Consider the following 22767-nt stretch of genomic DNA (forward strand, 5'->3'; position numbering starts at 1 on the left):
ACATTATTGTGTATGATTACTTGTTTCATATGCCTCTAATAATAAGTCTACAATGTGGACTGCACGGATGGATCTAGTAAGACCTTCACGTTCTATTCCTAAGTTCATTTGGAGTAGACAGCCAGGATTCGCTGTTACAACTGTTTTTGCGTTTGTTTTTTTCGTTTGTTCCATTTTAGAATCTAATATTCGCATAGACATCTCAGATTCAACAATATTATAAATACCAGCAGAACCACAACATCTACTTGCGTCCTCCATTTCTACATATGTGACACCCTGAATAGATTGTAATAATTTTCTAGGTTCCATAAAGGTTTTTTGACCATTTTTTAAATGACAGGAATCTTGATAAGTTACAATTTGATCCGGTAGGCTTAATCGCTCTTTATGAAAGTCTAATTCAAGAAGGACACTAGTTATATCTTTAATTTTTGATGAGAATTCAGTTGCTCGCTCTTTCCATTCCGGATCATCTTTTAGTAAATAGTCATAATCCACAAGGAATGCACCGCACCCCCCGGCATTAGTAATGATGTAATCGACTTGAGCTTTTTCAAAGGCTAGTATATTTTTCTTCGCTAATTCCTTCGCTTTATTTCGTTCACCACTGTGACCATGTAAGGCGCCACAGCAATTTTGTGTATTAGGAATTACGATTTCGCATCCGGCATACCGTAGAAGTTTCATTGTTGCGTCATTTGTAGACATAAATATAGTATCCATTAAGCAACCTGAGAAGAATGCAACTTTCTTCTTTTGATTTTGTAGTGGAAATAGATGTGTTGGTCTACTCTTCAATTGTTTTTTCTTTGGTACAGTTGGAAGTACTTTTTCCATTGATTTTAATGTATCTGGGAAAAAATTCATAATACCACTTTTTCTAGCTATTTTCTGCAATCCTGACCTTTGATAGAAGCCTAGTAAACTGGTGGCATTGATTATTCGATTTTGTTTCGGAAATAAGTTGTGAAATACCATACTTCGTACAGCCTTTACAGGTAACGATTGTTTATTATTTTGATAAATAATATCTCTAGATTGCTCGAGTAGATGTCCATATTTTACTCCTGATGGACAGACCGGTTCACAGGCTCTACACCCTAAACATAAATCTAAAGAACGCTTAACATCATCATTTGGCTCGATATCCCCATCAACAACAGCTTTCATCATGGCAATTCGTCCTCTAGGAGAATGTGCTTCATCCATTCCTGATTCGATATAGGTTGGACAACTTGGAAGGCAAAACCCACATCGCATGCAGTTTAACAGCTCTTCATAATCCATTTTTTCTTTAAATTCGAGAGCAATTCGTTCTTTTTCTTTCGTTTTTATCATTTATGAACCACCACTCTTTTTCTGTCGGATTTAGCAAAAATTTTTCCCGGGTTCATAATATCGTTAGGGTCTATTGCTTCCTTGATATTACGCATAACCTCTATCCCTGCTTCTCCAACTTTTAAATGCAAATAAGGTAGTTTCATTGCACCAACACCATGTTCACCTGTGATAGTTCCTCCTAATTCAATTGCCTTGACAAAGATTTCTTCAAATGCTTTTTCCACACGTTTCATTTCCTCTTCATTGCGAATATCTGTTAAGCAAGTAGGGTGTAGATTTCCATCACCAGCATGTCCGAAAGTACATATGTTAACATCGTAACGCTTGGCAATTTGTTGGATGGCGCTTACCATCTTCGCAATTTCGGATCGAGGAACAGTAGCATCTTCTAAAATGGTAGTTGGTCTTAAACGAGCGAGTGCAGATAGCGCTGATCTTCTTGCAGTTGTTAAGGCTGCTGCTTCTTCAGATGAAGAGGCTAATTTTACTTCTACAGCTTTATTGTTTCGACATATTTTGGTTATATTTTCCATATCCTGATCAACTTCACGTTCTGAACCATCTTGTTCAATTAATAAAACCGCCTTGACATTCGTGGGTAAGCCGATTTGAGCAAAATCTTCTACAGCTTTTAGTGTTGGTTGATCTAAAAACTCTAGTGTAGCAGGGATTATTCGATTAGCAATAATGGCAGATACAGAACGTGCAGCAGCATCTAGATCTTGATAAAGTGCTAGCATTGTTTTTTTCGTTTCTGGTTTAGGGATGAGTTTTAAGGTTGCTTCCGTAACGATTCCTAATGTGCCTTCAGAGCCAACAAATAAGCTAGTAAGATCATATCCAGCTACATCTTTTGCTAATTTTCCTCCAGTGCGAATAATTTCTCCATTTGGTAATACAATCTCTAGTCCCATCACATAATCACGTGTTACACCGTATTTAAGACCACGTAATCCACCAGAGTTTTCATTAATGTTACCTCCGATTTGAGATATTTTCATAGAACTAGGATCAGGTGGATAGAAGAACCCCTTCGATTCCACCGCTTCAATGAGGGTTTTGGTAATAACTCCTGGCTGAGTCCTTACGGTTAAATTTTCTTCATCTATTTCTAGTATTTTATCGAAATGCTTCATTAGGATGACAATTCCCCCGTGTAAAGGGGTCGTACCAGCACTTAGGTTCGTGCCAGATCCCCTTGGAGTAATGGGGATGTTATGCTCGTTACAAAGCTTTACAATGTTGGAAACTTCTTCTGTATTTCGTGGAGATAGTATTGCATCGGGAAAGGATTGAAATCCTGGTGTAGCATCATAGGAATAGGTAAGTAAACTAGTTCTTGAATCCTGGAAGTTTTTCTCCCCGACTATGGTGATGAATCTTTGTTTCAGTTCTTCCGTAAACATAGGCTATTCTCCTAAATGTTTTTTATTTTATTCTAAAATAAATGCCTATGATTTAATATGGTGAAATATACAAAAAAATTTAATTATAAGCTTATTTTTTTGGGTTTTCATCCAAGAAGGAAAAAGCTATATAGAAAACAGCAATGGTATAGGTGTTTTTGGGATTCAGTCCTGTCAACTGCTCAATTCGACTTAAGCGGTAATGTAATGTATTAATATGGATATGCAGCTCCGAAGCAGTTGCCTTTAAATTTAAATTATTCTTTAGAAATACTTTTAATGTATTGAGTAAAGCCTCTTCTTTATCTAATGGGGACAGTACTTTGTTAATAAAGTCGATTCGAACATTATGACTAACTTCATCCAAGCAAGTCTCTAATAATAATTCATCATACGCTGTAATGGTATTAGCGTTTGTAAGAGATAGGGCTTTTGTTGCTTTTTGATAAGAGTCTTTAATGAAGAAAGAGTTTGATTTTGATCCAATACCAATTGAAAACGGTATACGTAACTTGTTTATTATGTAGCTCTGGAATGTTTCAAACTGTATTTTCAACGTGTCCAATTCGAATTTATCTTCTTCAGTTAATAGTACGATACGATTATGTCCCCAGCGAATCGCTACACACGGCAGTTTTAACAAAAGGAGGTCTAGAATTTCATTTATGACATCCTTATGCTTGGAGAAATCGATTTCTATGATTGAGCACCTTAAAGGAGGGGAGAGATGAATATCAAGTAGTTTACCTCTTTTAAGGAATTCTTCAGATGGTTGCTCCATTTGCACCCACTCAAAGAAATAGGCTTCCATAGCCCGAGCGTGCCATTCAAGTTCTTGAACATAAATATTCTCCCGTATTAATAGCTCTGTCATTTTCTTCATGAGTGATGCAAGAGGAATAATTTCTTTTGGATTACCAGTAATGCCGATAACACCAATGACATGATTCTCGATAGTTATCGGTAAATTAACACCGGGACGTATTCCTTTCATGCTCTGTAGATGGTCCTCTGTTAATATTGTAGTCGTGTTGTTTTTAATTGTTTGAAGGGCGCCTTCGTGGAAATCACCTATTCTAGAGCAGTCGGTACTTGCTATAATGATGGCTTGATTATTGACAATAATAATATTTTCATTGATTAATTTCTTTGTTTCGTTTATTATTTTTTGTCCTAAGGTAGGGGTTAATTCCATTTACACTCCTCCAAGCGTATGAACAAGTCTTTCCAAATGGTCTTTTTTTCGTTATAATTTTTGGATGTTGTACTAATATTTTATAGGGAAACAAGCGAATTGTCGAAAGTAGAGGAAAATTTTTAGAATCGTGCTATAATTAAAACGAAAGAACACTCTGAATAAAAGTGGTCTAAGGAGTCTGTAAATACATGTTTTTACCAAAATCATTTTCTAGGTGGATTAACACACTTTCACCAGTACGTATTATTTTATTCTTTTACATAATAGCTGCAATATTTTCTACTATATTAATGAGTTTACCAATTGCTTATAAAGACGGGGTAGAGGTAGATTTTATTGATGTCGTATTTACCGCAGTTAGTGCATTAAGTGTAACCGGATTAAGTACGATTACGGTAGCAGACACGTTAAGCACAACAGGTATATTTCTTTTGGCGTTTATTCTTCAACTTGGTGCGGTAGGTGTTATGGCCATAGGTACATTTATTTGGCTATTGTTAGGGAAGAAGATCGGCTTAAAGGAACGTCAATTAATTATGACAGACCAGAATCAAACCAATTTTGAGGGCATGGTTCGTTTAATTAAACAAATTATTCTAGTATTACTTACAGTTGAGTTTATTGCATTTTTAGTGTTAGGTACATATTTCTTAAAATATTTCTCTTCTCCTGGAGAAGCTTATTTACATGGTTTCTTTGGAACAATTAGCGCAGTTACCAATGGTGGATTTGATATTACTGGGGAGTCTCTAATACCATTTCAGCATGACTACTTTGTACAGTTTCTAAACATTTTATTAATTATTTTTGGCGCTATCGGATTTCCTGTATTAATTGAAGTGAAGAATTTCTTATTTTCCCGTAATCGCATGTTAACCCATTTCAGTTTATTTACAAAGTTAACGACGTTGACTTTTGCAATTTTAATATTTGTTGGGACTATAGGTATCTTTTTATTAGACGTACAGCATTATTTTGTTGGAAAAAGCTGGCATGAGTCGTTATTCTATTCGTTGTTCCAGTCTGTTACGACTAGAAGTGGTGGACTTTCTACAATGGATGTTAGTGAGCTTTCGGAATCGAATCATTTGTTTATGTCGTTTTTAATGTTTATTGGGGCGTCACCGAGTAGTGCCGGCGGGGGAATTAGAACGACTACTTTTGCTTTAGCAGTTATTTTTATTATTACGTATGCACGGGGTGGAAGTAGTATACGGATATTTAGAAGAGAAATACATGAAGAAGATTTAATGAAAGCTGTAACGGTTACACTAATGGCAATCTTTATGGTATTTATCTCTGTATTATTCATTACTACATATGAACCTTTTACCATCACGCAAATTTTATTTGAAGTAACGTCTGCTTTTGGAACAGTAGGGCTCTCCATGGGTATCACATCAGAGCTATCAACCACTACTAAAATTATTTTAATGACATTAATGTTTATTGGTAGAGTAGGGATTCTTACCTTCTTGTTCATGTTTAAGAAAACAAAGCGATCAGGGGATTATCACTATCCAAAGGAAAGAATTAGTATCGGTTAAATTCAGAGACAAGTGAGGAGAAATCAAATGAGTGAGCAGCTTACCATGCCATTAAATAGCCAAATATTATCTTTTTTTAAAGAGGCAATTGTGTTTGTAAGCAAGGATGGAATGATTATTGAAGGTAATCTAAAGGCATATACCTTATTGAATGCAGAACAAATAATTAGTAATTCTATCGAAGATTACATTGATTTTAGATTATTGTTGGATGCTTCTCAATCTCACTTGTTAATGGAAATGAAAACAGAAAAGGGAAAATTATTAGAAGTTAAATCACTTCAAGTAAACGAAAATCTCTATTGTTTGATTCTTGATGAATTGTCCATCAGGAATCGAGCAGATGAAATTAAACGCTATATTAATCAAATCTCGAATAACTCCGTAGAGGGGATCGTTTTATACGGGAAAAGAGCTATTATAGATTGTGATGACACGTTTGCTACGATGTTTGGGTATCAAATAGAAGAATTGAAACGGAAAACGATGGATCAATTAATCGATGCAAAGAGCTATCGAAAGCTTATCGAGACTGATTTGGTTACTATTAATGGTGTACTTGAATTAAAAGGTGTACGCAAGGATGGAACATTATTTTATATTGAAATGGTCGAATACCCTTATTATAAGAATGGTAAGATTATACGTGCTGCTAGTGTGAAAGATATAACGGAACGAATTGAAGCAGAAAATAAAATTGAGTATATGGCTTATTATGATGAGTTAACCGATTTACCTAATCGAAATTTTTTTAATAAAGTGTTAAAAGATGCTATTATACAAGCCGAACAACAAGAAGAAAAAGTCGCAGTTTTCTTCTTAGATTTGGATTATTTTAAAGAAATTAATGATACTTTAGGTTATTCGTTTGGCGATAAGCTTTTGCAGGCTTGTGCGAATCGGTTGAAATTATTCCAGCAATTGGATACGTTTCTTGCTAGAATGGGGGGGGATGAATTCTTACTTCTTCAACGGCATACAGAGAAAGAAGATGCAATTGATTTTGCTGAAAAGCTAATTGCTGAATTTGAAAAACCGATCACGATAGATGATTATGAAATATATACTACTGTCAGTATTGGGATTAGCATCTTTCCGGATAACGGGTTAACAGCTTCTGATTTAATTAAACATGCAGACTCTGCTATGTATGTAATTAAGGAACGACATCGGAATTATTACAATATATTTGATTCTACTATCTCAGAGAATTTTAAATTAATGTTAACGATGGAGGCAGAACTGAGACGGGCCTTAAAAGAAGGACAGTTTGAATTGCATTACCAACCCCAAATAAATCTACTAACGAATGAAGTTGTTGGTCTAGAGGCGCTTATCAGATGGAACCATCCGGAGAAGGGATTTATAAGTCCGAGTGAGTTTATACCATTGGCTGAGAAGACAGGATTAATTATTGATATTGGGGATTGGGTATTATCGGAAGCATGTCGTCAGAACAAAGAATGGCAAGACAAGGGATATAAGCCAATCACAGTAAGTGTTAATTTATCTGCTAAACAGTTTTACCAACGTAATTTAGTTGAGAAGATTAACGATATTTTAGATGAAACGGGCCTGGAGCCTTCGTATTTAGAACTAGAAATAACAGAGAGAATGGCCATGTCCAATGAAGAAGAAATATTAGAGACGTTACATGCACTTAGAAAGCTAGGTGTTCTCGTTTCAATAGATGATTTTGGAACTGGTTACTCATCTTTTAAGTATTTGAGTGTTTTTCCAATTACAAAATTAAAAATAGATAAAATGTTTTTAGATGAACAAAAGAAGGAAAATCAAGCAATTGTAAAATCGATTATCCATATGTCCCACTCCTTGAATATGAAGGTGATTGCTGAAGGGGTTGAAACGAGGGAACAATTGGATTTTCTGACAAGTGAAAGATGTGATGAAATGCAAGGATATCTCTTTAGTAGGCCTCTACCACCAAAAAAACTAACACCGTTTCTAGGGTGATTAAGATAGAAGGAAGACCTCGGAGCTCCGTGGTCTTCCTTCTTGATAGATAGGAAAGTAAAAAAATACATTCCGAAAGCTGGATCATAAGAAAAAACTAACACACACACAATCGTTAGAAGAGGAGTGATTGTGCTGTTTTTTCTTATGATTAATCTTGTTCTTGATAGTCAATTCCTATAATCTTCAACTGGTCATTTTCATACCCGATGGTAAATTCATATTGGATTTGTTCTTCTAACTGTTCCTCTTCGTTTGGTTTATTTTGGGTTAATGTAACATCTACTAGAACAGATGCATGATTGCTATCCAAAATAGAAGTCGACTGGTGGGTATAGTTAACATCTACTATTTGGATATAATCTTCACGAAAACTAGCGTAAGAGGTCGTAGATTGAATGGAATCACCGAGTAGTGAATATGCAGCGACATAATCGCGAATCGTAATACTATCGATAAAGTACTCCATCACATATTCCGCATCCTGCTTCATTTGCTCGGGATCAATCGAATTAAGTAAATCCTCTGTACTTGTATAGGTCAATTCACTATTTTGAGCTTCCTTTGACCAGCCTTCAATCTCTTGAATGACATCAACAATAGGTATACTAAAGCCAATGGTTCCGTCTTCAGTTCCAACAGAATTTATTCCAATCACTTTGCCACTGTTGCGATTAATTAAGGGACCGCCACTATTACCATGTGTGATTGGAGCAGAGATTTGATAGGCATTTTTATAATCGTAACCTTCTACATAGAAGTTACGTTCACTACCTGAGATAATGCCAAGTGTAACGGTATTTTGAAATCCATGAGGGCTTCCTAACGCGATTACTTCATCACCAAGTTCAGCTAATTGATCTTTCTCTATAGAGAGACCTTTTTCCCCTGCTAGCTGAGGTACACGTATAACCGCTATATCGGTTTCTTCACCGATTCCAATGACAGCAGCAGGGTAGACACGGGCATTGGCAGTTCGGACATATATTGTATCTGCCTGTTTAATAACGTGTGCATTTGTTATGATATCGCCTTTTTCATTATAAAGAAATCCTGAACCGGTTAGGGTTTGGGAATCATTCTTAGCTTCAATTTGGACGACGTTTTTCTCTGCCTCGTGAATAATCGTCTTTAAGTCAACCGTTTCATTGTCAGTTTGCACTTTACTAATGGCAGGATTATTTATTACTAATGGCTCTGATTGCCAAGATATATAAAGATAAATTGACGTAGCAATACCAATAACGATTATAATAGTCGTAATGATTATCGGGAATTTTCTTTTATTTTGTAACATAGTTTCACTCCAATAGAGTATTTAATAATTTGTATACCAGGTGATTTTGGATACCTTGACATCGAATTTCTTAACATCCTTGCCTATATCATAATGGGTAAATTCAAATTTTCCATTTTCATTAGGATATAGAGTATCTGGATAAACGTAAACACTATTCGAGAGAAATTCTGTATCCTTCGTCAGTAGGGAATATTCAACTTGAATGGAACTAATTGGAATGGTTGCCACACTCGTTACTTCACCTTTAACTACTAAGTTCCCATGGTCATCATTTTCCAGTTTAATTGATGTTAATTCAATAGCATCTGTTTCGTTCATTTCTCGTTCCTCTTCAGCTGTATCGATTGCCTGTTGAATACGCTGCTGTTGTGTAACCTCAAATGAAACCTTCTCTTTCTCTATTGTTGTTTTAAGACTTTGGAGCTTTTCTGAATTTGGGGCATACTTTAGCCCGTCATCCACTATAAATAAAGCATCACTGAACTGATTTTCGCTTAGTTGTTTACTGGCTTCTGTGAAGATGAATTCAACGATTTGGTTCCGGATAGTGTCAGTGATTTCCGTTGCTTCATTGTTTTTTATCGCATCTGCTTCCCAAAGTAATACCTTCAACTCATCAACAGATGGATTTTGATTCAATATGCTTTTCAGTTGTTCGATTTTAACATGATCACGAAAAGATACTATCTCATCTACTAGATCAGTGGTTGCTATTCCATTGAAGTTTGTTAAAGATGATTCTGCTTGACTAATTAAAGTAAGTGCAGTTTGAAATTCATTATTCTCTAATTCCTGATTAGCTTCCTCTAATAAAGAGGTAATATCGGATGTTTTTTGAATAAACTCTAATGCAACTTCACCTTGATTAAAATTTGGCTTTTCTTTCAAGGCAAGTGTAAAATACATGTTTGCTGCTTCATAGTCTCCTGCTTCAAGACTCTTCGCTCCAAGCTCGTAATGCTTTATTGCTTGTGAGGATTGATTTTGTAGAAAATTATAAAAAAGATTATTGGCTAATAACGTGATGAAGATGGTTATGATTGGTATAAACCATATTTTATTGAATTTCTTATTATTTATAGAACGTAAGTGAATATCATTAGGTAATTCTACACCACAGCTTACACAGTATAATTCCTCTTCTTTTACGATGGAGCCACATTTTGGGCAATGCAACAAAATATTCACCTGCTTTCTCTTTTATTTCGATTAACTTCGTCATTATTTTTACATATATCTTATCACATTTCTCTTTAATTAGGGGGCATATGTGGTATGATATAAAAGGCTAGTGTATTTTTATAATAGTGAAATAATACATATAATAAATTCTAGGAGGTGCTTCACTATGTTTGAAACATACTTTGGTATATTATGTTTTGTAATTTTATTGTACTTTATTGGAAGCTGTATATTAGATAACGAGAAATAATAAACAAAAAATAGGTTGTCTTTTTAGCCCATGTACTAAAAAGACAACCTTCCATATTTCATAATTATGGTTTAACGTGTTTTCGCTATTTCATTAAAGGGATAAAAGATAAACTCAGATCTACCGATAATTTCATCTTCCATGATAAATCCAAGCCCATTTCTTGAATCTTTGCTGATGGACCTGTTATCCCCCATAACAAAATATCTTCCTTTTGGTACTGTAATCGGACCATAATTACCCGTGTGATTCTTAGCATCCTCTGTTAGAAACGTTTGATTATGAAGCTTATTATTGATGTATAATTTATGGTCCTTAATCTCAATTGTTTCACCAGGTAACCCTATAATTCTTTTTACGTAATTCTTCTCAGGACGATGAATAATTACAATGTCTCCACGATTTGGTTCGTTAATCAAATAAACAAATTTATTAAATATAACACGCTCTCCATCTTGAAGCGTAGGGTCCATGCTATCACCTTCTACGATGGAAGTTGCGAATACAAATGTGCGTAATAAGAAGGCTAGAACAACGGCAATTAATATTGCTTTGCCCCATTCTTTCCATTCATTTTTTTGTTTTACTTCGGTCAAAGAAGACATTCCTTTCAACTAAAAAAAGTTCTATTATGTATTTCAGCTATATTTATTATAGCAAGAATAAAGGTAAATCAGTGTAAATTTTTGATACTTAAAAAAGAGTTGGTATTTCATTGTTAAAAAAAGCCTATTTATGCTAAATTAATAGAAATAGAAAAGGAGGTTTTGTTAATTTTGTGTGAAACAGACAAGCTCCTAAAAGAAATAGAAAAATTACGTAATAAAATGAGTTCTGTTGCCTTAACGCAAGGAATAACAAGTTTAGAATCCATAGCACTTAGTCAAGAGCTAGATCGATTATTAAATATCTATGAAAAAGTGAAAAATGAAAAGAATATGACCAGATAAGGATAAAGTGGCTAATAGGAGGGATATCCTAAGTGATGAATATCCCATCTAAACTTAGCCTTTAATATATCGATAGAAATACTCCTCAAGACGATTGAGGCCTTTTTCTAAAGTGGTGAAATCATATGCGTAAGATAACCTCATATACTGCTCTCCATACTCTGAAAAACTTCCCCCTGGTACTAATGCTACTTTCCCTTTTCTAACTATGTCTACCCCTAATTCCAAGGAGGACATACCAGGCTTTGAAATATTCGGAAATAAATAGAAAGCTCCGTTCGGTTTGTTAGCAGAAATCCCCATATTAGAAAAACGATCATATACATAATCTCTTCTTTTTACATAAACCTCTTTCATTTTTGGAGGATCATCAATTCCGTGTGTTAAGGCCTCCAAGGCTGCGTATTGACTGATAGAAGAGGCGCAAGCAACATTGTATTGATGAACTTTTAATAGATGTGCGGTAAGCCATCTCGGTGCAAGGACATAACCTATCCTAAATCCAGTCATCGAATGAGATTTGGAAACGCCGTTAATGACTATTGTACGATTTGCAACTTCTTGAAAGCTCGCAATTGATGTATGGTCAAAATCATAAACTAATTCACTATATATCTCATCAGCTAGTATAAATATATTCTTGTCTTTTAATACGTCTACGAGCTCTTTTAATTCTGAATGAGTTAAAGAGACTCCAGTAGGATTAGATGGATAGGGGAGAACAATACATTTTGTGTTATCTGTTATAGCTTGCTTTAATAGCTCCTTCGTCATTTTAAATTGGTGGTTAGAAGTATCAACATGAACCGTTTTCGCTCCTGCCAGTGTAATCAATGGCTCATAACCAGGATAGATGGGAGCAGGGAGTATTACCTCGTCACCCGGATTTAAAATAGTTCGAAGCACAATATCTATCCCTTGGGATGCTCCCGTAGTAACGATGATTTCATCTTCGGGATGGAAGCTAACATGATAATTCGTTTCATAATAATGTGCTATTGCCCTTCTTAATTCGATAATGCCAGCGTTACTCGTGTAGGTCGTTTTATTAGTTTTTACTGCTTTAATAGAAGCTTCCTTTATATGTTCGGGGGTATAGAAGTCTGGTTGCCCAATCGTAAGTGACACAACATCCTCAACATCTGTTACCATGTTAAAGAACTTTCGTATTCCAGATATTTCTATTGTTTTAACTTGTTGATTTAATAAATGCTCCATGGTCTTCCTCCAGGTTGTTTGATGATTAGTTAAGTTTGTAAAGATTTTCTTGGGTTGGTTTGCATGAGAATAACCGAACTTATAATAAGCGCCATACCTAACATCTGTACAAATGTAAACGATTCATGAAATACTAAAATGCCGATAAAAGTTGCAACTACCGGCTCAATGGTTGATAGAATAGATGCCTTAGATGCTTCGGTTTTTTTCAAGCCGTGTGTATAGACAATATACGCAATAGCCGTTGGAAAAAGTCCTAGTCCAAACGCATAAAAAAGCACCGCCGGTTCCGTTAATATTGTTAGCTTTTCACTATAGGGAAAGAACGGTAATAATGTAACGGTAGCAATAATAAATGTAAAGGCTGTTATGCTTAGACTAGTATATTTGGTTAACGCGTATTTGCTAAAAATACTATATAAAGCATATCCAATACCAGAGCCAACTCCAAATAGAATACTTTGATATGGGATGGCACTTAAATTGCTAGGTAACAGTCCAACTACGAAGCTTGTTCCAGCTATAGTGCCCATCAGGGAGAGTACTTTTCGACTTGTGAAAGTTTCCTTGAATAAGAAAAAAGATAAGATGGTAACAAAGGCAGGAGCCGTATAAAGTAAAGCTGTTGCAATTGGAATGGTAGATAAATCAATGGCCATGAACATACAGTAATTAAAAAATATAATACTAAAAATCCCTGTACCGATGAAGTATTTTACATCTGAAAAAGAATGTAGTTTTAATGCTTTAGGAGAATGATATAATACATAACTTACTAAAAGAATAGCAGTTGATGTTACTCGAAGTGTGACAACTTCCATTGGTGTAAAACCGTACATATATAAATTCTTTACAAACCAACCAATGGTCCCCCATAATGCTGCACCTACTATTATCCATATAACTGCTTTATTCAACCATCATACCACCTCTACATGATTCATTACTATATCAATTATAGCAAAATTAGTGAAAAATAAGCTAAATAAGAGAAGGGGAGTATAGTTTTCTCATAGTTCGTTTAGAATGGATAATAATAGAAGGTGCAGAGGTGAATGGTAGATGTTGATGGAATATATCTGGGGAATAAATTGGATCAATATATCACAATTACAATCTTTTGGAATATCAGAAGAGGCTTTTTTTACGCTGTTCATTTTTTTGGGAATTCTAGGTTGTTATTTTATTATACGACCAATTGCTCTAATTCTCATATCATTAAAATCTGAAAGGCTATTAAATTACATACTAAGCGGTCTAGCATTTATCGTCATTTTCTTTATAGTGGTGTTATTTATAGGCGATATAGAAATGTTAACTTATGAATTGTTTAAAATCTCCTTACAAGTATTAGCGATATTCGGTCTTGTGTTATGTGTGATGCATGTATTTAAGGGAATGAAACAGAGGAGGAAGAAAGTATAGAAGAGACGTGTTACATAGGGAGCACTATATTCGCGCGTGCGGTGGAGGATGTCGTACGGAAAGTAAAGCAATAGTGCGACAGGGAGGCAGAAGTTGCGGGGAAGAAGAGAAATCGCGCGTCAGGAGGCAGAAATCGCGCGGGAGTGGCAAGGACTCGCGAAATGTAGTTTTTGTCGCGCGAAAGGTAAGTAAAGCCGCGCGAAATTTAGTTTGGCCTGCTCGTAAAGAATAAATTAATAAATTCTATTATCAAATCATATTTTCTAAAAGTTATGCTAAATCCAACGAAACCAAAAATCCTCATAGTTCTCACTATGAGGATTGCTCTGTTTATTTAATCTAGGATATTATAAACTCATCGAAAGTTTTTCTTAGGTGGCCATTCCATTTTACCTAAAGAAGACGGCGTAAAGTAAGAGGAATTGTATTGTCTTCTTTTTTGCTTATGATTGACTGGTTTATAGTCAATATATTGATAGATTATTTTCTTTGCTTGTGATAATGACATTTTTGTTTGGGGATTTCGATAATTTTGATCGAGTGATCCTAAATGTTTAAGTTCCTGGAAGTCTTCCTTCGTTGGAGGGATATGAAAGTAATAGTCATCCACCTTAACTAAGAGGGTTGAATGCTGGTTACTAAGTTTGGGATGATCGGAGAAATGCAACCCGATTTTTTTTGCCCGTTTTTCCTTTAATAATTGTTTAATGGTTTCTTTCTTAATGAAGTATAGATGTTGTGGTTCGGGAGCAGTTTTGGCATGACGATTAACCGTATAAATAGCTCTGGCCAAATCACGCAAAGAAACCGTTTCACTATTTGGCATCGACAAACCTCCTTTCCATCTTCCTCTTGTATTTCTTTTTATAGTATCGCAAAGCTTGTCCACTTTCAATTAATAAATGAAGAAGCCGGGTCTCGGCTTCTTATAACATGCTATCAATGAATTCAACAACTTCTTCAATTTCTTCTTCTGTTAAATACATTCCATTATATTGCTTAATAGCTTTTCCTTCAGGGTTTACAATAGTTAATGATACACCATGTGCATATGTACCATCATTCATATCCTCAGCAATTGTCTTAAAAGAGGAAACCGCAAATTCCCTAATCGTATCATAATCATAACCGGTTAAAAACGTCCAATTACCATTTGCGAAATCAATTCCCCGGACTTCTCCATATTCTTTTAGTACTTCAGGTGTATCAACTTCAGGATCTATACTGAAGGAAACAAATTCAACTTCCTCAATACCTTCTTCTTTTAAAGCCTTTTCAATTCTTTGCTTGTTATAGGTCATTTGAGGGCATTCGGTTAAGCAGGTTGTATAAATGAAATCGGCAATCCAGATTTTACCTTCAAAATCATTTTTACTTACTTGTTCACCATCTTGGTTTGTGTAGGTAAAGTCCTTTACGTCTATAGAGAAATCACCTTCAGGTTTGCCGCCACATGCAGCTAACAAGAGAATGGAACCAAATAGCACGAACAAGGGAATTTTTTTAAACATGTAATTATCCTCCACTGTATGTAAATTCAATCTTCATTTATTCTAACATGGAAAGGTGAAGAAAACTATGAATAAACTGTTACAGCTAGCAAGAGGATGCATAAACTATAGGGTTGAGTAGCTAGAATTCTTGCTGCCCTATACTGGATGTAGGACTTCTTATGGTCTCATTAGTTTATATCCAGTTTATCATAGCACTGTTTGAATTCTAGCCACCAAGTGTGGTTTAGGTCATCAGTAAGCCTAATCCATCTATTATAGATTATAACTTATTGAAGCTAATAATAACTTGTACCATACCCATAACTATTATAATAAGGAACGGGTACTGGGTATGGTAGAGGATATGGATAGCTGTAATATGGATTGAATGCTTGATATAATAATGGTCCAATTACTAAACCGGTTAGAAATGGAACAATTGGGAAAAATCGTTCATCTAGTTGGTTTGTATTATTTACAGTATAGTACTCAAAATCTAGAGATGGAGTAGTCATCTATAACGCTCCCTTTCATCAATGGACTAATAACAATATATGCATTTGTCCGTATGAAAGAGCCTGGTTATTGTGTTTTTAAAGTAAACAACGTGATCTCTGGTTTGCAAAGGAACCGGTAAGGTAGTCGTGTTGTACCAATGCCTCTACTTACATATAAGTCGAGATTACTAGATTCAAATCTATATTTTCCTTCTACATATTTCTCCGCGTATAACGGTGTATAAAGATGACCAACAAAAGGTAGTCTAACCTGTCCGCCATGACTATGACCTGATAGTTGAACATCGACAGGGAATTCCATTGATTTATCTGCAATATCAGGCTCGTGGGCTAGAAGGATCGTAAATAAATCAGGGTTGGTATTTTCTAATGTTTTAGAAAGATTTGGCTGTCCAAGCATAACATCATCGATTCCAGCGATAAGGATTCGGTCAACCTGTTGTTCGATGGTATGGTGACTATTTTTTAATAATTGAAAATTGGCTTGTCCCATGACTTCTTTTACAATTTCTGTTCCGTAGCCACCATGATCGTGATTGCCGTATATCCAGAACTTACCCTTTGGTGCATGTAATGAACTTAATAGATTAGTAAGTCTTGGATTCCAATTATATTGATTCGGTTTATCTACTAGATCACCGGTAAAAACAATTAAATCGGGTTCTAAAGCGTTTATTTTCTTAACTAGCTCTTGAAATTGATCAAGCGTATAATGAAATCCAATATGCGTATCGGAAAATTGAATGATTTTAAATCCATCAAATGAGGACGGTATTTTCTTGGATTGGATGGTTTCTTTATGTACGGTAAGCAATGCCGGTTCAACATTTCTTGCGTAATAATATGTACCTCCACTAATGCCAAAAAATGCAAGGGAACCAGCTAATAGTTTTTTTATAAAAGATCTTCTATTCATACTTTCACCTTCGTGAACATAATGTTTTTAAATTATAACATACCTATTCCAAAAATACGTATGACATGATAATACAAAAAATGGTATTTTGACTTTTTTGATAAATGGAAATACTATAGAGATAAAGAATTAAGTAAGGGGGAGTAAAAAATTGAATACGAAAACGGTAATCGTAACGGGTAGCTCAAGTGGTATGGGAAAGTACATGGCAAAAAAGTTTGCAGACGAGGGGTTAAATGTTGTCCTAACAGGTAGAACGAAAGAGAAGCTTGATATCGTTCGGGAAGAATTAACAGAAACTGCAAAAGGGGAACTTCTAGTTGTTCCAATGGATGTTCGGAGCCCAGAAGATGTAGAACGAATGGTAAGGGATACAGTACTTCATTTTGGAAGAGTTGATTATTTAGTAAATAATGCTGCTGGTAATTTTATCGTTCCGGCAGAAGAACTGTCTATAAATGGTTGGAATGCGGTAATAGATATTGTCTTAAATGGGACGTTCTATTGTAGTCGTGAGGTAGGAAAGTACTGGATAGAAAATAAAATAAACGGTTCCATTCTTAATATGGTAGCAACTTATGCATGGAATGCCGGAGCGGGTGTAATCCATTCCTCAGCAGCTAAAGCAGGTGTGCTAAATATGACAAGAACATTGGCAGTTGAATGGGGAACAAAATATGGGATTCGAGTAAACGCTATTGCTCCAGGACCAATAGAGCGAACTGGTGGAGCTGAAAAGTTGTTCTTATCCGAAGAAGCTGCAAAGCGTACGTTGGAATCTGTGCCGTTAAAACGATTAGGTAGGCCTGAAGAAATTGCTGAATTAGCATTATTCCTATTGTCAGAAAAGGCATCGTATATAAATGGTGAGGTCGTGACCATGGATGGTGGACAGTGGTTAAATAAATTTCCTTTTTAATAAAGTGATGAAGGATAAATTAGTAAACGACAGAATATCAGAAGTGCCCCCGGAGAAATAGGTGTATTTTCAATAAGAAGACAGGATCTGTTTTACTATACACTGGAGTGCTTACCCTGTCGTCATGGGATTAGGGAACCACTATTACGTTTTCGCTTCCGGGGTTCTCAAGCCCCTTCTATCATTCCTCTGAATTTAAGTACATTATCATATCTTTTTTATGATAGTATTTGACTTGTTTTCGGACATTGTTATCGTAAGAGCCATTCGCTTCATAGTATTTTTCAAAGTGGTACGTTGTTAATGCTTTTAGCGTTATATTTTTGTGAAGTAAGATTTGTTGTACATGCTAAAACAACTTATAGTATGTTACAATTAATGTAGGTGATGATTACATTAGAGTAGGATAAGAAATGAAAGCCCCTTCGCAATTGAAATTGCACTATAGTTTTTTAAGGAGTGGGTACAATGAGTTTGTTGCAAGATCAAGAATTAACAGCATTAACGATTGCAGATATGATGATACCTTCTGAAAAAGTGGCTCATGTGCAAGTGAATAATCCATTGGAGCATGCTCTCTTAGTCTTAGTCAAATCTGGATATTCTGCAGTCCCAGTATTGGACTCCACATACAAACTGGAAGGTACAATTGGTAAGACAAAGATATTAAATGAAATATTAGGACTAGAACGCTTTGAAATTGATCGATTATCAGATTTGCAAGTTAAAGATGTCATGGTAACAGACGTTCCTAGGGTGTTAAAAGAGGATACATTAGTTGATGGGCTGAAGGCATTGATTGATTATCCGTTTGTTTGTGTTGTGGATGGAGAAGGATATTTTGATGGCATACTAACAAGAAGAGCTATTTTGAAAGAAATACGAAAAGATATTTATTCTGGAAAAAACAAACAAGGTCGTTAATACGGTTCCTTTGCAAAACTGCAAAGGAACTTTTTTTAAATTTAATATTTGCTCAAATGATAACAGTTTGTTAAAGTGAAAATTAGAAAAATTAGGAGGTGGCTGACCATGAAAATGTTAGATGCCAAAGAAATTATTAATTTTATTTCAAATAGTAAAAAAAGTACACCTGTAAAGGTTTATATAAAAGGTGATAACTTGAATGCACTATCCTATGGTACTATTCAAGCCTTTGTAGAGCAAAGAAGTGGGGTACTATTTGGTGAGTGGGATGAGGTTTCGGCATTTTTAAACGAACATAATAATGCCATTACTGACTTTGTAATAGAGAATGATCGTCGTAATTCGGCAATTCCATTATTAGACTTAAAAAATATTAATGCTCGCATCGAACCAGGTGCTATTATACGTGATCAAGTAGAAATTGGAGACGGTGTTGTTATCATGATGGGTGCCATGATTAATATTGGAGCAGTAATTGGTGACGGTACGATGATTGATATGAATGCGGTGTTAGGTGGTAGAGCGACGGTAGGAAAGAATTGTCATATTGGAGCCGGGACCGTGTTGGCTGGTGTGATTGAACCGCCTTCTGCAAAACCAGTAATAGTGGAAGATGATGTTGTTATTGGTGCTAACGTTGTTGTATTAGAAGGTGTGACAATTGGTGAAGGTGCTGTTGTTGCTGCCGGGGCAGTGGTTACTAAAGATGTTGCGCCGAATACATTAGTTGCCGGAACACCTGCTAAAGTATTAAAAGAAATTGATGAAGGAACAAAGGCTAAAACGGAGATTATGCAAGAACTTCGTAATCTAGATAATTAGAGCAAGGAGAAAACCTATGGAGCTTGCGGAACTGAAGGAAATACGGAGAGATTTACATCGAATTCCGGAATTAGGGTTTCAGGAATGGAAAACCCAAGAATATTTATTACGGTTTATTCATGATATAGCAACAGATCGCGTAGAGATACAAACATGGAAAACAGGTATACTCGTGAAGGTGTCGGGTTTAAATCCAAAGAAAAAAATAGGATACCGGGCAGATATAGACGGACTTCCGATTGAAGAACTTACTGGATCTGCGTTTGCCTCTACACATGAAGGGAAGATGCATGCATGTGGCCATGACTTTCATATGACGATTGCGTTAGGAGCCCTGAAATATGTTATAGAGCATCCTATTCAAGACGATGTCGTCTTTGTGTTCCAACCAGCGGAAGAGGGTCCAGGTGGAGCATTTCCTATGATGCAATCAGAGGAATTTCAAAGATGGAAGCCAGATTGTATTTTTGCACTTCATGTTGCACCTGAATATTCCGTTGGAACTATTGCTAGTAAGCCGGGGTTATTATTTGCTAATACAAGTGAATTATATATTGATTTTATTGGAAAAGGTGGGCATGCTGCCTTTCCGCATTTAACGAAGGATATGGCTGTAGCTGCAGGGAGCTTTATCTCTCAAGTACAACATGTTGTTTCTCGATCAATGGATCCTCAAGATAGTGCAGTTGTAACAATTGGAAAGATGTCGAGTGGACATGTGCAAAATGCCATTGCTGAAACAGCTGGGCTAGAAGGGACAATCCGAACATTAAATCCTGAAGCGATGACAAGAATAAAGCAAAAGTTAGAGAAAATGGCACAAGGGTTTGAGATTAGTCATGATTGTGAAATAAAATTAGACTATGGATCCAATTACTATCAAGTATATAATGATTCAGACTATGTCCAGTTATTCAAAGCTGTAGTGGAGCAATCTGAATTTACCTATTTAGGCGCTAAGAAAGCAATGACTGGGGAAGATTTTGGTTTTATGTTAAAGGAAATTCCAGGCTTTATGTTCTGGCTCGGTGTCGACTCACCCTACGGATTACATAATGCGAAACTGTCTCCAAAGGAAGAGGCTCTCGGGGTTGGTGTAAAAATAGTAAGCCAAATGCTTAAAACCATATCGTCAAAGGAATATTAATATAGAATATCTTCTTCACTTTCGGTAAAACTAAAGTTGTAAATTGCATACTTAGAGGAGTGAAGAAGATGGCTAGAATCGGGGTAGAAGAATCCCTTACTGATGTTAAGGAAGCATTAATGGCAATGGGTCATGAAGTAATTGAATTAAAATCAGAGGCTGATACAGCGCATTGTGATTGCTGTGTAATCTCTGGACTTGACAAAGACGTCATGGGTATGGCGGATACAAGTATAGCAGGACCAGTAATTAATGCGAGTGGACAGAACGCTGAAGAAATTGCTCAAATGGTAAACGAAAAATTAAGCTAGTAATATCAAAAAGAGGCTCGTCACGTTTGGCCTCTTTTTTTATGTCTTTTTCATTATAAAAAATTTTTTAATAAATTATGAAAAAGAGGTGGTAATTTATTTCGGAAACCGTTATATTAGTAATTACGTGAATAAAAGAAAATAACTTCAGGGGGAGGGGAATGGATGGATACATTTAAAAAGCTTAAACAATTTTATTGGCCTTATAAAAACTACTTCTTTGGATCATTATTCTTCTTGTTTTTTGTAACGGTTATTACAGTTGTGTATCCTATCATTTTACAGTTAACAATTGATGAAGTTGTAGCAAAAGAAAAATATGAGTTAGTACCTTATATTGCTACAGTGTTTATTGTTCTAATGCTTATTAAGGGCATTGCAACATTTTATCACCAGTTTTTAGGGGACCGTTTTGGTGTAAGTACAGTCTATGAGTTACGTGATGCATTGTACAAGAAGCTTCAAGTCCTATCATTTAAATATTACGATAACGCTAAAACAGGAGATATTATGTCACGTCTAACGGCAGACGTAGAAGGTTTTCGCTTTTTCTTATCCTTTGGATTTTCCGAGTTGATAAGAATAATTTTACTTATCGCTATTAGTTTAAGTGTAATGTTTTATTACTCCGTGTCATTAACATTAGTCACAATGGCAGCAATGCCTTTCCTCATTTTAGTAGCGATGCGGTTTGAAAAGCTTGCACACGTGGCATTTAGAGGAATAAGAAAATCCTTTGGGAGACTAAACACAAGGGTACAAGAGAATATAAGCGGTGTGCAAACAGTCAAATCATTATCACGAGAAGATTTCGAAATTGGCAGGTTTTCCACAAGTAATGCAGACTACCGTCAAAATTACATTAAAACATCGGAGCTTTGGGCAAAGTACTTCCCACTAATGGAGTTTATTGGGAATGTGTGTGCTGTTGCACTACTTGGATTTGGTGGATATTTAGTTATTAATGGTAGTTTGAATCCTGGTGAGTTACTAGCATTCTTTAGCTTAGTTTGGTATATCATGGGACCATTAATGAATGTTGGTTACGTTATTAACATGTTTTCACAAGCGAAAGCATCAGGGGAAAGACTTCGTGAGATATTAGAAGAGAACGAAGATATTGTAGTCAAAGAAAATGCCATTAAAGAATCAATTAAAGGTCATGTGACATTTAAAAATGTAACCTTGACCTATACAAAAGATGATGATTCTGCACTTAAGAATATTAACTTTGATGCGCCTCCAGGTAAGACAATTGGGTTAATCGGAGGTACAGGATCAGGTAAAACAAGTATTACGCAATTAATTACTCGTTTCTATGAACCTGAGAGTGGTGAGGTATTGGTCGATGGCAGACCTGTTCAAGACTATGATTTGAAGACGTTGAGAAGACATATTGGATTTGTGCTACAGGAATCGTTTTTATTCTCTACTACCATTCGTGAAAATATTGCGTATGGTAATCCAGATGCAACGGATGAACAGATAATAGATGCAGCAAAGCGTGCACAAGCACATGAGTTTATTATGGAAATGCCAAAAGGGTATGACACGTTACTTGGTGAAAGAGGTATGGGATTATCCGGTGGTCAAAGACAGCGTATTGCGATAGCGCGTGCCATATGTGTGGATCCGAGTATTCTCGTTCTTGATGATGCCACATCCGCTGTAGATATGGAAACAGAATTCCGTATCCAACAAGCATTAAAGGAAGTAATGAAGGGGCGTACTTCCTTTATCATTGCTCACCGAATTTCCTCCTTAAAACATGCGGATGAAATTATTGTATTAGATAATGGTGAGATTGTGGAAAGAGGTAGCCATGAGGAGTTATTAAAACAAAATGGTGCCTACAGGCGAATTTATGATATCCAATATCAAGACCATGATACGATTATGAATGCTGTGAACTAAGGGGGG

Annotated in this window: 22 protein-coding genes; 10 read left to right on the forward strand and 12 right to left on the reverse strand. The window is 35.7% G+C overall.

The annotated features are described in order from the left end of the window. Positions 1-3: 3 nt before the first annotated feature. From ACSKT4_RS01105 to ACSKT4_RS01115, 3 genes are all read right to left on the reverse strand, one after another. Positions 4-1338, reverse strand: coding sequence for a (Fe-S)-binding protein (locus ACSKT4_RS01105; protein WP_465822775.1), 1335 nt, complete (start codon positions 1336-1338; stop codon positions 4-6). Continuing rightward, on the reverse strand, positions 1338-2750 hold the full coding sequence (gene glcD, locus ACSKT4_RS01110) for a glycolate oxidase subunit GlcD (protein WP_465822675.1): 1413 nt from the start codon (positions 2748-2750) through the stop codon (positions 1338-1340). The genes ACSKT4_RS01105 and glcD overlap by 1 nt, the downstream gene beginning before the upstream one ends. Before the next feature lie 91 nt (positions 2751-2841). Next, on the reverse strand, positions 2842-3945 hold the full coding sequence (locus ACSKT4_RS01115; protein WP_186868514.1) for a CdaR family transcriptional regulator: 1104 nt from the start codon (positions 3943-3945) through the stop codon (positions 2842-2844). Positions 3946-4136: 191 nt separating this feature from the next. On the opposite strand from ACSKT4_RS01115, the gene ACSKT4_RS01120 reads away from it, so the two are divergent. After that, a complete protein-coding gene (locus ACSKT4_RS01120; RefSeq protein WP_186868515.1) occupies positions 4137-5495 on the forward strand; it encodes a TrkH family potassium uptake protein in 1359 nt (452 codons plus the stop codon). Positions 5496-5522: 27 nt separating this feature from the next. Continuing rightward, a complete protein-coding gene (locus tag ACSKT4_RS01125; protein WP_186868516.1) occupies positions 5523-7469 on the forward strand; it encodes a sensor domain-containing protein in 1947 nt (648 codons plus the stop codon). Positions 7470-7620: 151 nt separating this feature from the next. Here ACSKT4_RS01125 and ACSKT4_RS01130 read toward each other — a convergent pair whose 3' ends face one another. The 3 genes from ACSKT4_RS01130 to lepB all read right to left on the reverse strand — a co-directional run bounded on the left by ACSKT4_RS01130 (position 7621) and on the right by lepB (position 10797). After that, a complete protein-coding gene (locus tag ACSKT4_RS01130; RefSeq protein WP_186868517.1) occupies positions 7621-8766 on the reverse strand; it encodes a S1C family serine protease in 1146 nt (381 codons plus the stop codon). 21 nt (positions 8767-8787) lie between these two features. Further along, entirely contained in the window at positions 8788-9945 is a 1158-nt protein-coding gene (locus tag ACSKT4_RS01135; protein WP_465822679.1) for a zinc ribbon domain-containing protein, read from the reverse strand. Between the two features lie 327 nt (positions 9946-10272). Further along, positions 10273-10797 (reverse strand): signal peptidase I, encoded by a 525-nt coding sequence (gene lepB / locus ACSKT4_RS01140; RefSeq protein WP_255488069.1) that lies wholly within the window; start codon positions 10795-10797, stop codon positions 10273-10275. A 180-nt stretch (positions 10798-10977) separates the two neighbouring features. Between lepB and ACSKT4_RS01145 the strand changes: the two genes are divergently transcribed. Beyond that, on the forward strand, positions 10978-11151 hold the full coding sequence (locus ACSKT4_RS01145; protein ID WP_186868519.1) for an aspartyl-phosphate phosphatase Spo0E family protein: 174 nt from the start codon (positions 10978-10980) through the stop codon (positions 11149-11151). Between the two features lie 54 nt (positions 11152-11205). Here ACSKT4_RS01145 and ACSKT4_RS01150 read toward each other — a convergent pair whose 3' ends face one another. Both ACSKT4_RS01150 and ACSKT4_RS01155 read right to left on the reverse strand, forming a co-directional pair. Beyond that, positions 11206-12369, reverse strand: a complete 1164-nt coding sequence (locus ACSKT4_RS01150) for an aminotransferase A (RefSeq protein ID WP_186868520.1) — start codon at positions 12367-12369, stop codon at positions 11206-11208. A gap of 29 nt (positions 12370-12398) precedes the next feature. Beyond that, on the reverse strand, positions 12399-13286 hold the full coding sequence (locus ACSKT4_RS01155) for a DMT family transporter (RefSeq protein WP_211741554.1): 888 nt from the start codon (positions 13284-13286) through the stop codon (positions 12399-12401). Between the two features lie 151 nt (positions 13287-13437). Between ACSKT4_RS01155 and ACSKT4_RS01160 the strand changes: the two genes are divergently transcribed. Then, complete coding sequence (locus ACSKT4_RS01160; protein WP_465822682.1) at positions 13438-13794, forward strand: hypothetical protein; 357 nt, start codon at positions 13438-13440, stop codon at positions 13792-13794. Between the two features lie 355 nt (positions 13795-14149). Here ACSKT4_RS01160 and ACSKT4_RS01165 read toward each other — a convergent pair whose 3' ends face one another. The 4 genes from ACSKT4_RS01165 to ACSKT4_RS01180 form a co-directional block, all read right to left on the reverse strand. Next, a complete protein-coding gene (locus ACSKT4_RS01165; protein ID WP_186868523.1) occupies positions 14150-14620 on the reverse strand; it encodes a YkyB family protein in 471 nt (156 codons plus the stop codon). A gap of 100 nt (positions 14621-14720) precedes the next feature. Further along, on the reverse strand, positions 14721-15305 hold the full coding sequence (locus ACSKT4_RS01170; RefSeq protein WP_186868524.1) for an SCO family protein: 585 nt from the start codon (positions 15303-15305) through the stop codon (positions 14721-14723). Positions 15306-15583: 278 nt separating this feature from the next. Further along, positions 15584-15802, reverse strand: a complete 219-nt coding sequence (locus tag ACSKT4_RS01175) for a hypothetical protein (RefSeq protein WP_186868525.1) — start codon at positions 15800-15802, stop codon at positions 15584-15586. A gap of 67 nt (positions 15803-15869) precedes the next feature. After that, complete coding sequence (locus ACSKT4_RS01180) at positions 15870-16721, reverse strand: metallophosphoesterase (protein ID WP_186868526.1); 852 nt, start codon at positions 16719-16721, stop codon at positions 15870-15872. A 151-nt stretch (positions 16722-16872) separates the two neighbouring features. Between ACSKT4_RS01180 and fadH the strand changes: the two genes are divergently transcribed. The 6 genes from fadH (at position 16873) to ACSKT4_RS01210 (ending at position 22761) form a co-directional block, all read left to right on the forward strand. Beyond that, a complete protein-coding gene (gene fadH / locus ACSKT4_RS01185; RefSeq protein WP_186868527.1) occupies positions 16873-17640 on the forward strand; it encodes a 2,4-dienoyl-CoA reductase in 768 nt (255 codons plus the stop codon). A 468-nt stretch (positions 17641-18108) separates the two neighbouring features. Continuing rightward, entirely contained in the window at positions 18109-18564 is a 456-nt protein-coding gene (gene cbpB, locus ACSKT4_RS01190) for a cyclic-di-AMP-binding protein CbpB (RefSeq protein ID WP_186868528.1), read from the forward strand. Positions 18565-18672: 108 nt separating this feature from the next. After that, a complete protein-coding gene (dapD, locus tag ACSKT4_RS01195; RefSeq protein WP_186868529.1) occupies positions 18673-19389 on the forward strand; it encodes a 2,3,4,5-tetrahydropyridine-2,6-dicarboxylate N-acetyltransferase in 717 nt (238 codons plus the stop codon). Positions 19390-19405: 16 nt separating this feature from the next. Continuing rightward, a complete protein-coding gene (locus tag ACSKT4_RS01200) occupies positions 19406-20536 on the forward strand; it encodes an N-acetyldiaminopimelate deacetylase (protein WP_465822684.1) in 1131 nt (376 codons plus the stop codon). Positions 20537-20604: 68 nt separating this feature from the next. After that, positions 20605-20847 carry a YkuS family protein gene (locus ACSKT4_RS01205; RefSeq protein ID WP_211741550.1) on the forward strand — a complete coding sequence of 81 codons (243 nt, stop codon included), beginning with the start codon at positions 20605-20607 and terminating at the stop codon, positions 20845-20847. 165 nt (positions 20848-21012) lie between these two features. Further along, complete coding sequence (locus ACSKT4_RS01210; RefSeq protein ID WP_186868532.1) at positions 21013-22761, forward strand: ABC transporter ATP-binding protein; 1749 nt, start codon at positions 21013-21015, stop codon at positions 22759-22761. Positions 22762-22767: the final 6 nt, after the last annotated feature.

It is taken from the genome of Ornithinibacillus liuyingii (assembly GCF_055550225.1).

Excerpts from the sequence above, each read along its gene's own strand:
- glcD (WP_465822675.1), bottom strand. The coding sequence starts at position 2,750 with ATGTTTACGGAAGAACTGAAACAAAGATTCATCACCATAGTCGGGGAG.
- ACSKT4_RS01115 (WP_186868514.1), bottom strand. The coding sequence starts at position 3,945 with ATGGAATTAACCCCTACCTTAGGACAAAAAATAATAAACGAAACAAAG.
- ACSKT4_RS01120 (WP_186868515.1), top strand. The coding sequence starts at position 4,137 with ATGTTTTTACCAAAATCATTTTCTAGGTGGATTAACACACTTTCACCA.
- ACSKT4_RS01125 (WP_186868516.1), top strand. The coding sequence starts at position 5,523 with ATGAGTGAGCAGCTTACCATGCCATTAAATAGCCAAATATTATCTTTT.
- ACSKT4_RS01130 (WP_186868517.1), bottom strand. The coding sequence starts at position 8,766 with ATGTTACAAAATAAAAGAAAATTCCCGATAATCATTACGACTATTATA.
- ACSKT4_RS01150 (WP_186868520.1), bottom strand. The coding sequence starts at position 12,369 with ATGGAGCATTTATTAAATCAACAAGTTAAAACAATAGAAATATCTGGA.
- ACSKT4_RS01160 (WP_465822682.1), top strand. The coding sequence starts at position 13,438 with ATGGAATATATCTGGGGAATAAATTGGATCAATATATCACAATTACAA.
- ACSKT4_RS01165 (WP_186868523.1), bottom strand. The coding sequence starts at position 14,620 with ATGCCAAATAGTGAAACGGTTTCTTTGCGTGATTTGGCCAGAGCTATT.
- ACSKT4_RS01170 (WP_186868524.1), bottom strand. The coding sequence starts at position 15,305 with ATGTTTAAAAAAATTCCCTTGTTCGTGCTATTTGGTTCCATTCTCTTG.
- ACSKT4_RS01175 (WP_186868525.1), bottom strand. The coding sequence starts at position 15,802 with ATGACTACTCCATCTCTAGATTTTGAGTACTATACTGTAAATAATACA.
- ACSKT4_RS01180 (WP_186868526.1), bottom strand. The coding sequence starts at position 16,721 with ATGAATAGAAGATCTTTTATAAAAAAACTATTAGCTGGTTCCCTTGCA.
- cbpB (WP_186868528.1), top strand. The coding sequence starts at position 18,109 with ATGAGTTTGTTGCAAGATCAAGAATTAACAGCATTAACGATTGCAGAT.
- dapD (WP_186868529.1), top strand. The coding sequence starts at position 18,673 with ATGAAAATGTTAGATGCCAAAGAAATTATTAATTTTATTTCAAATAGT.
- ACSKT4_RS01200 (WP_465822684.1), top strand. The coding sequence starts at position 19,406 with ATGGAGCTTGCGGAACTGAAGGAAATACGGAGAGATTTACATCGAATT.
- ACSKT4_RS01205 (WP_211741550.1), top strand. The coding sequence starts at position 20,605 with ATGGCTAGAATCGGGGTAGAAGAATCCCTTACTGATGTTAAGGAAGCA.
- ACSKT4_RS01210 (WP_186868532.1), top strand. The coding sequence starts at position 21,013 with ATGGATACATTTAAAAAGCTTAAACAATTTTATTGGCCTTATAAAAAC.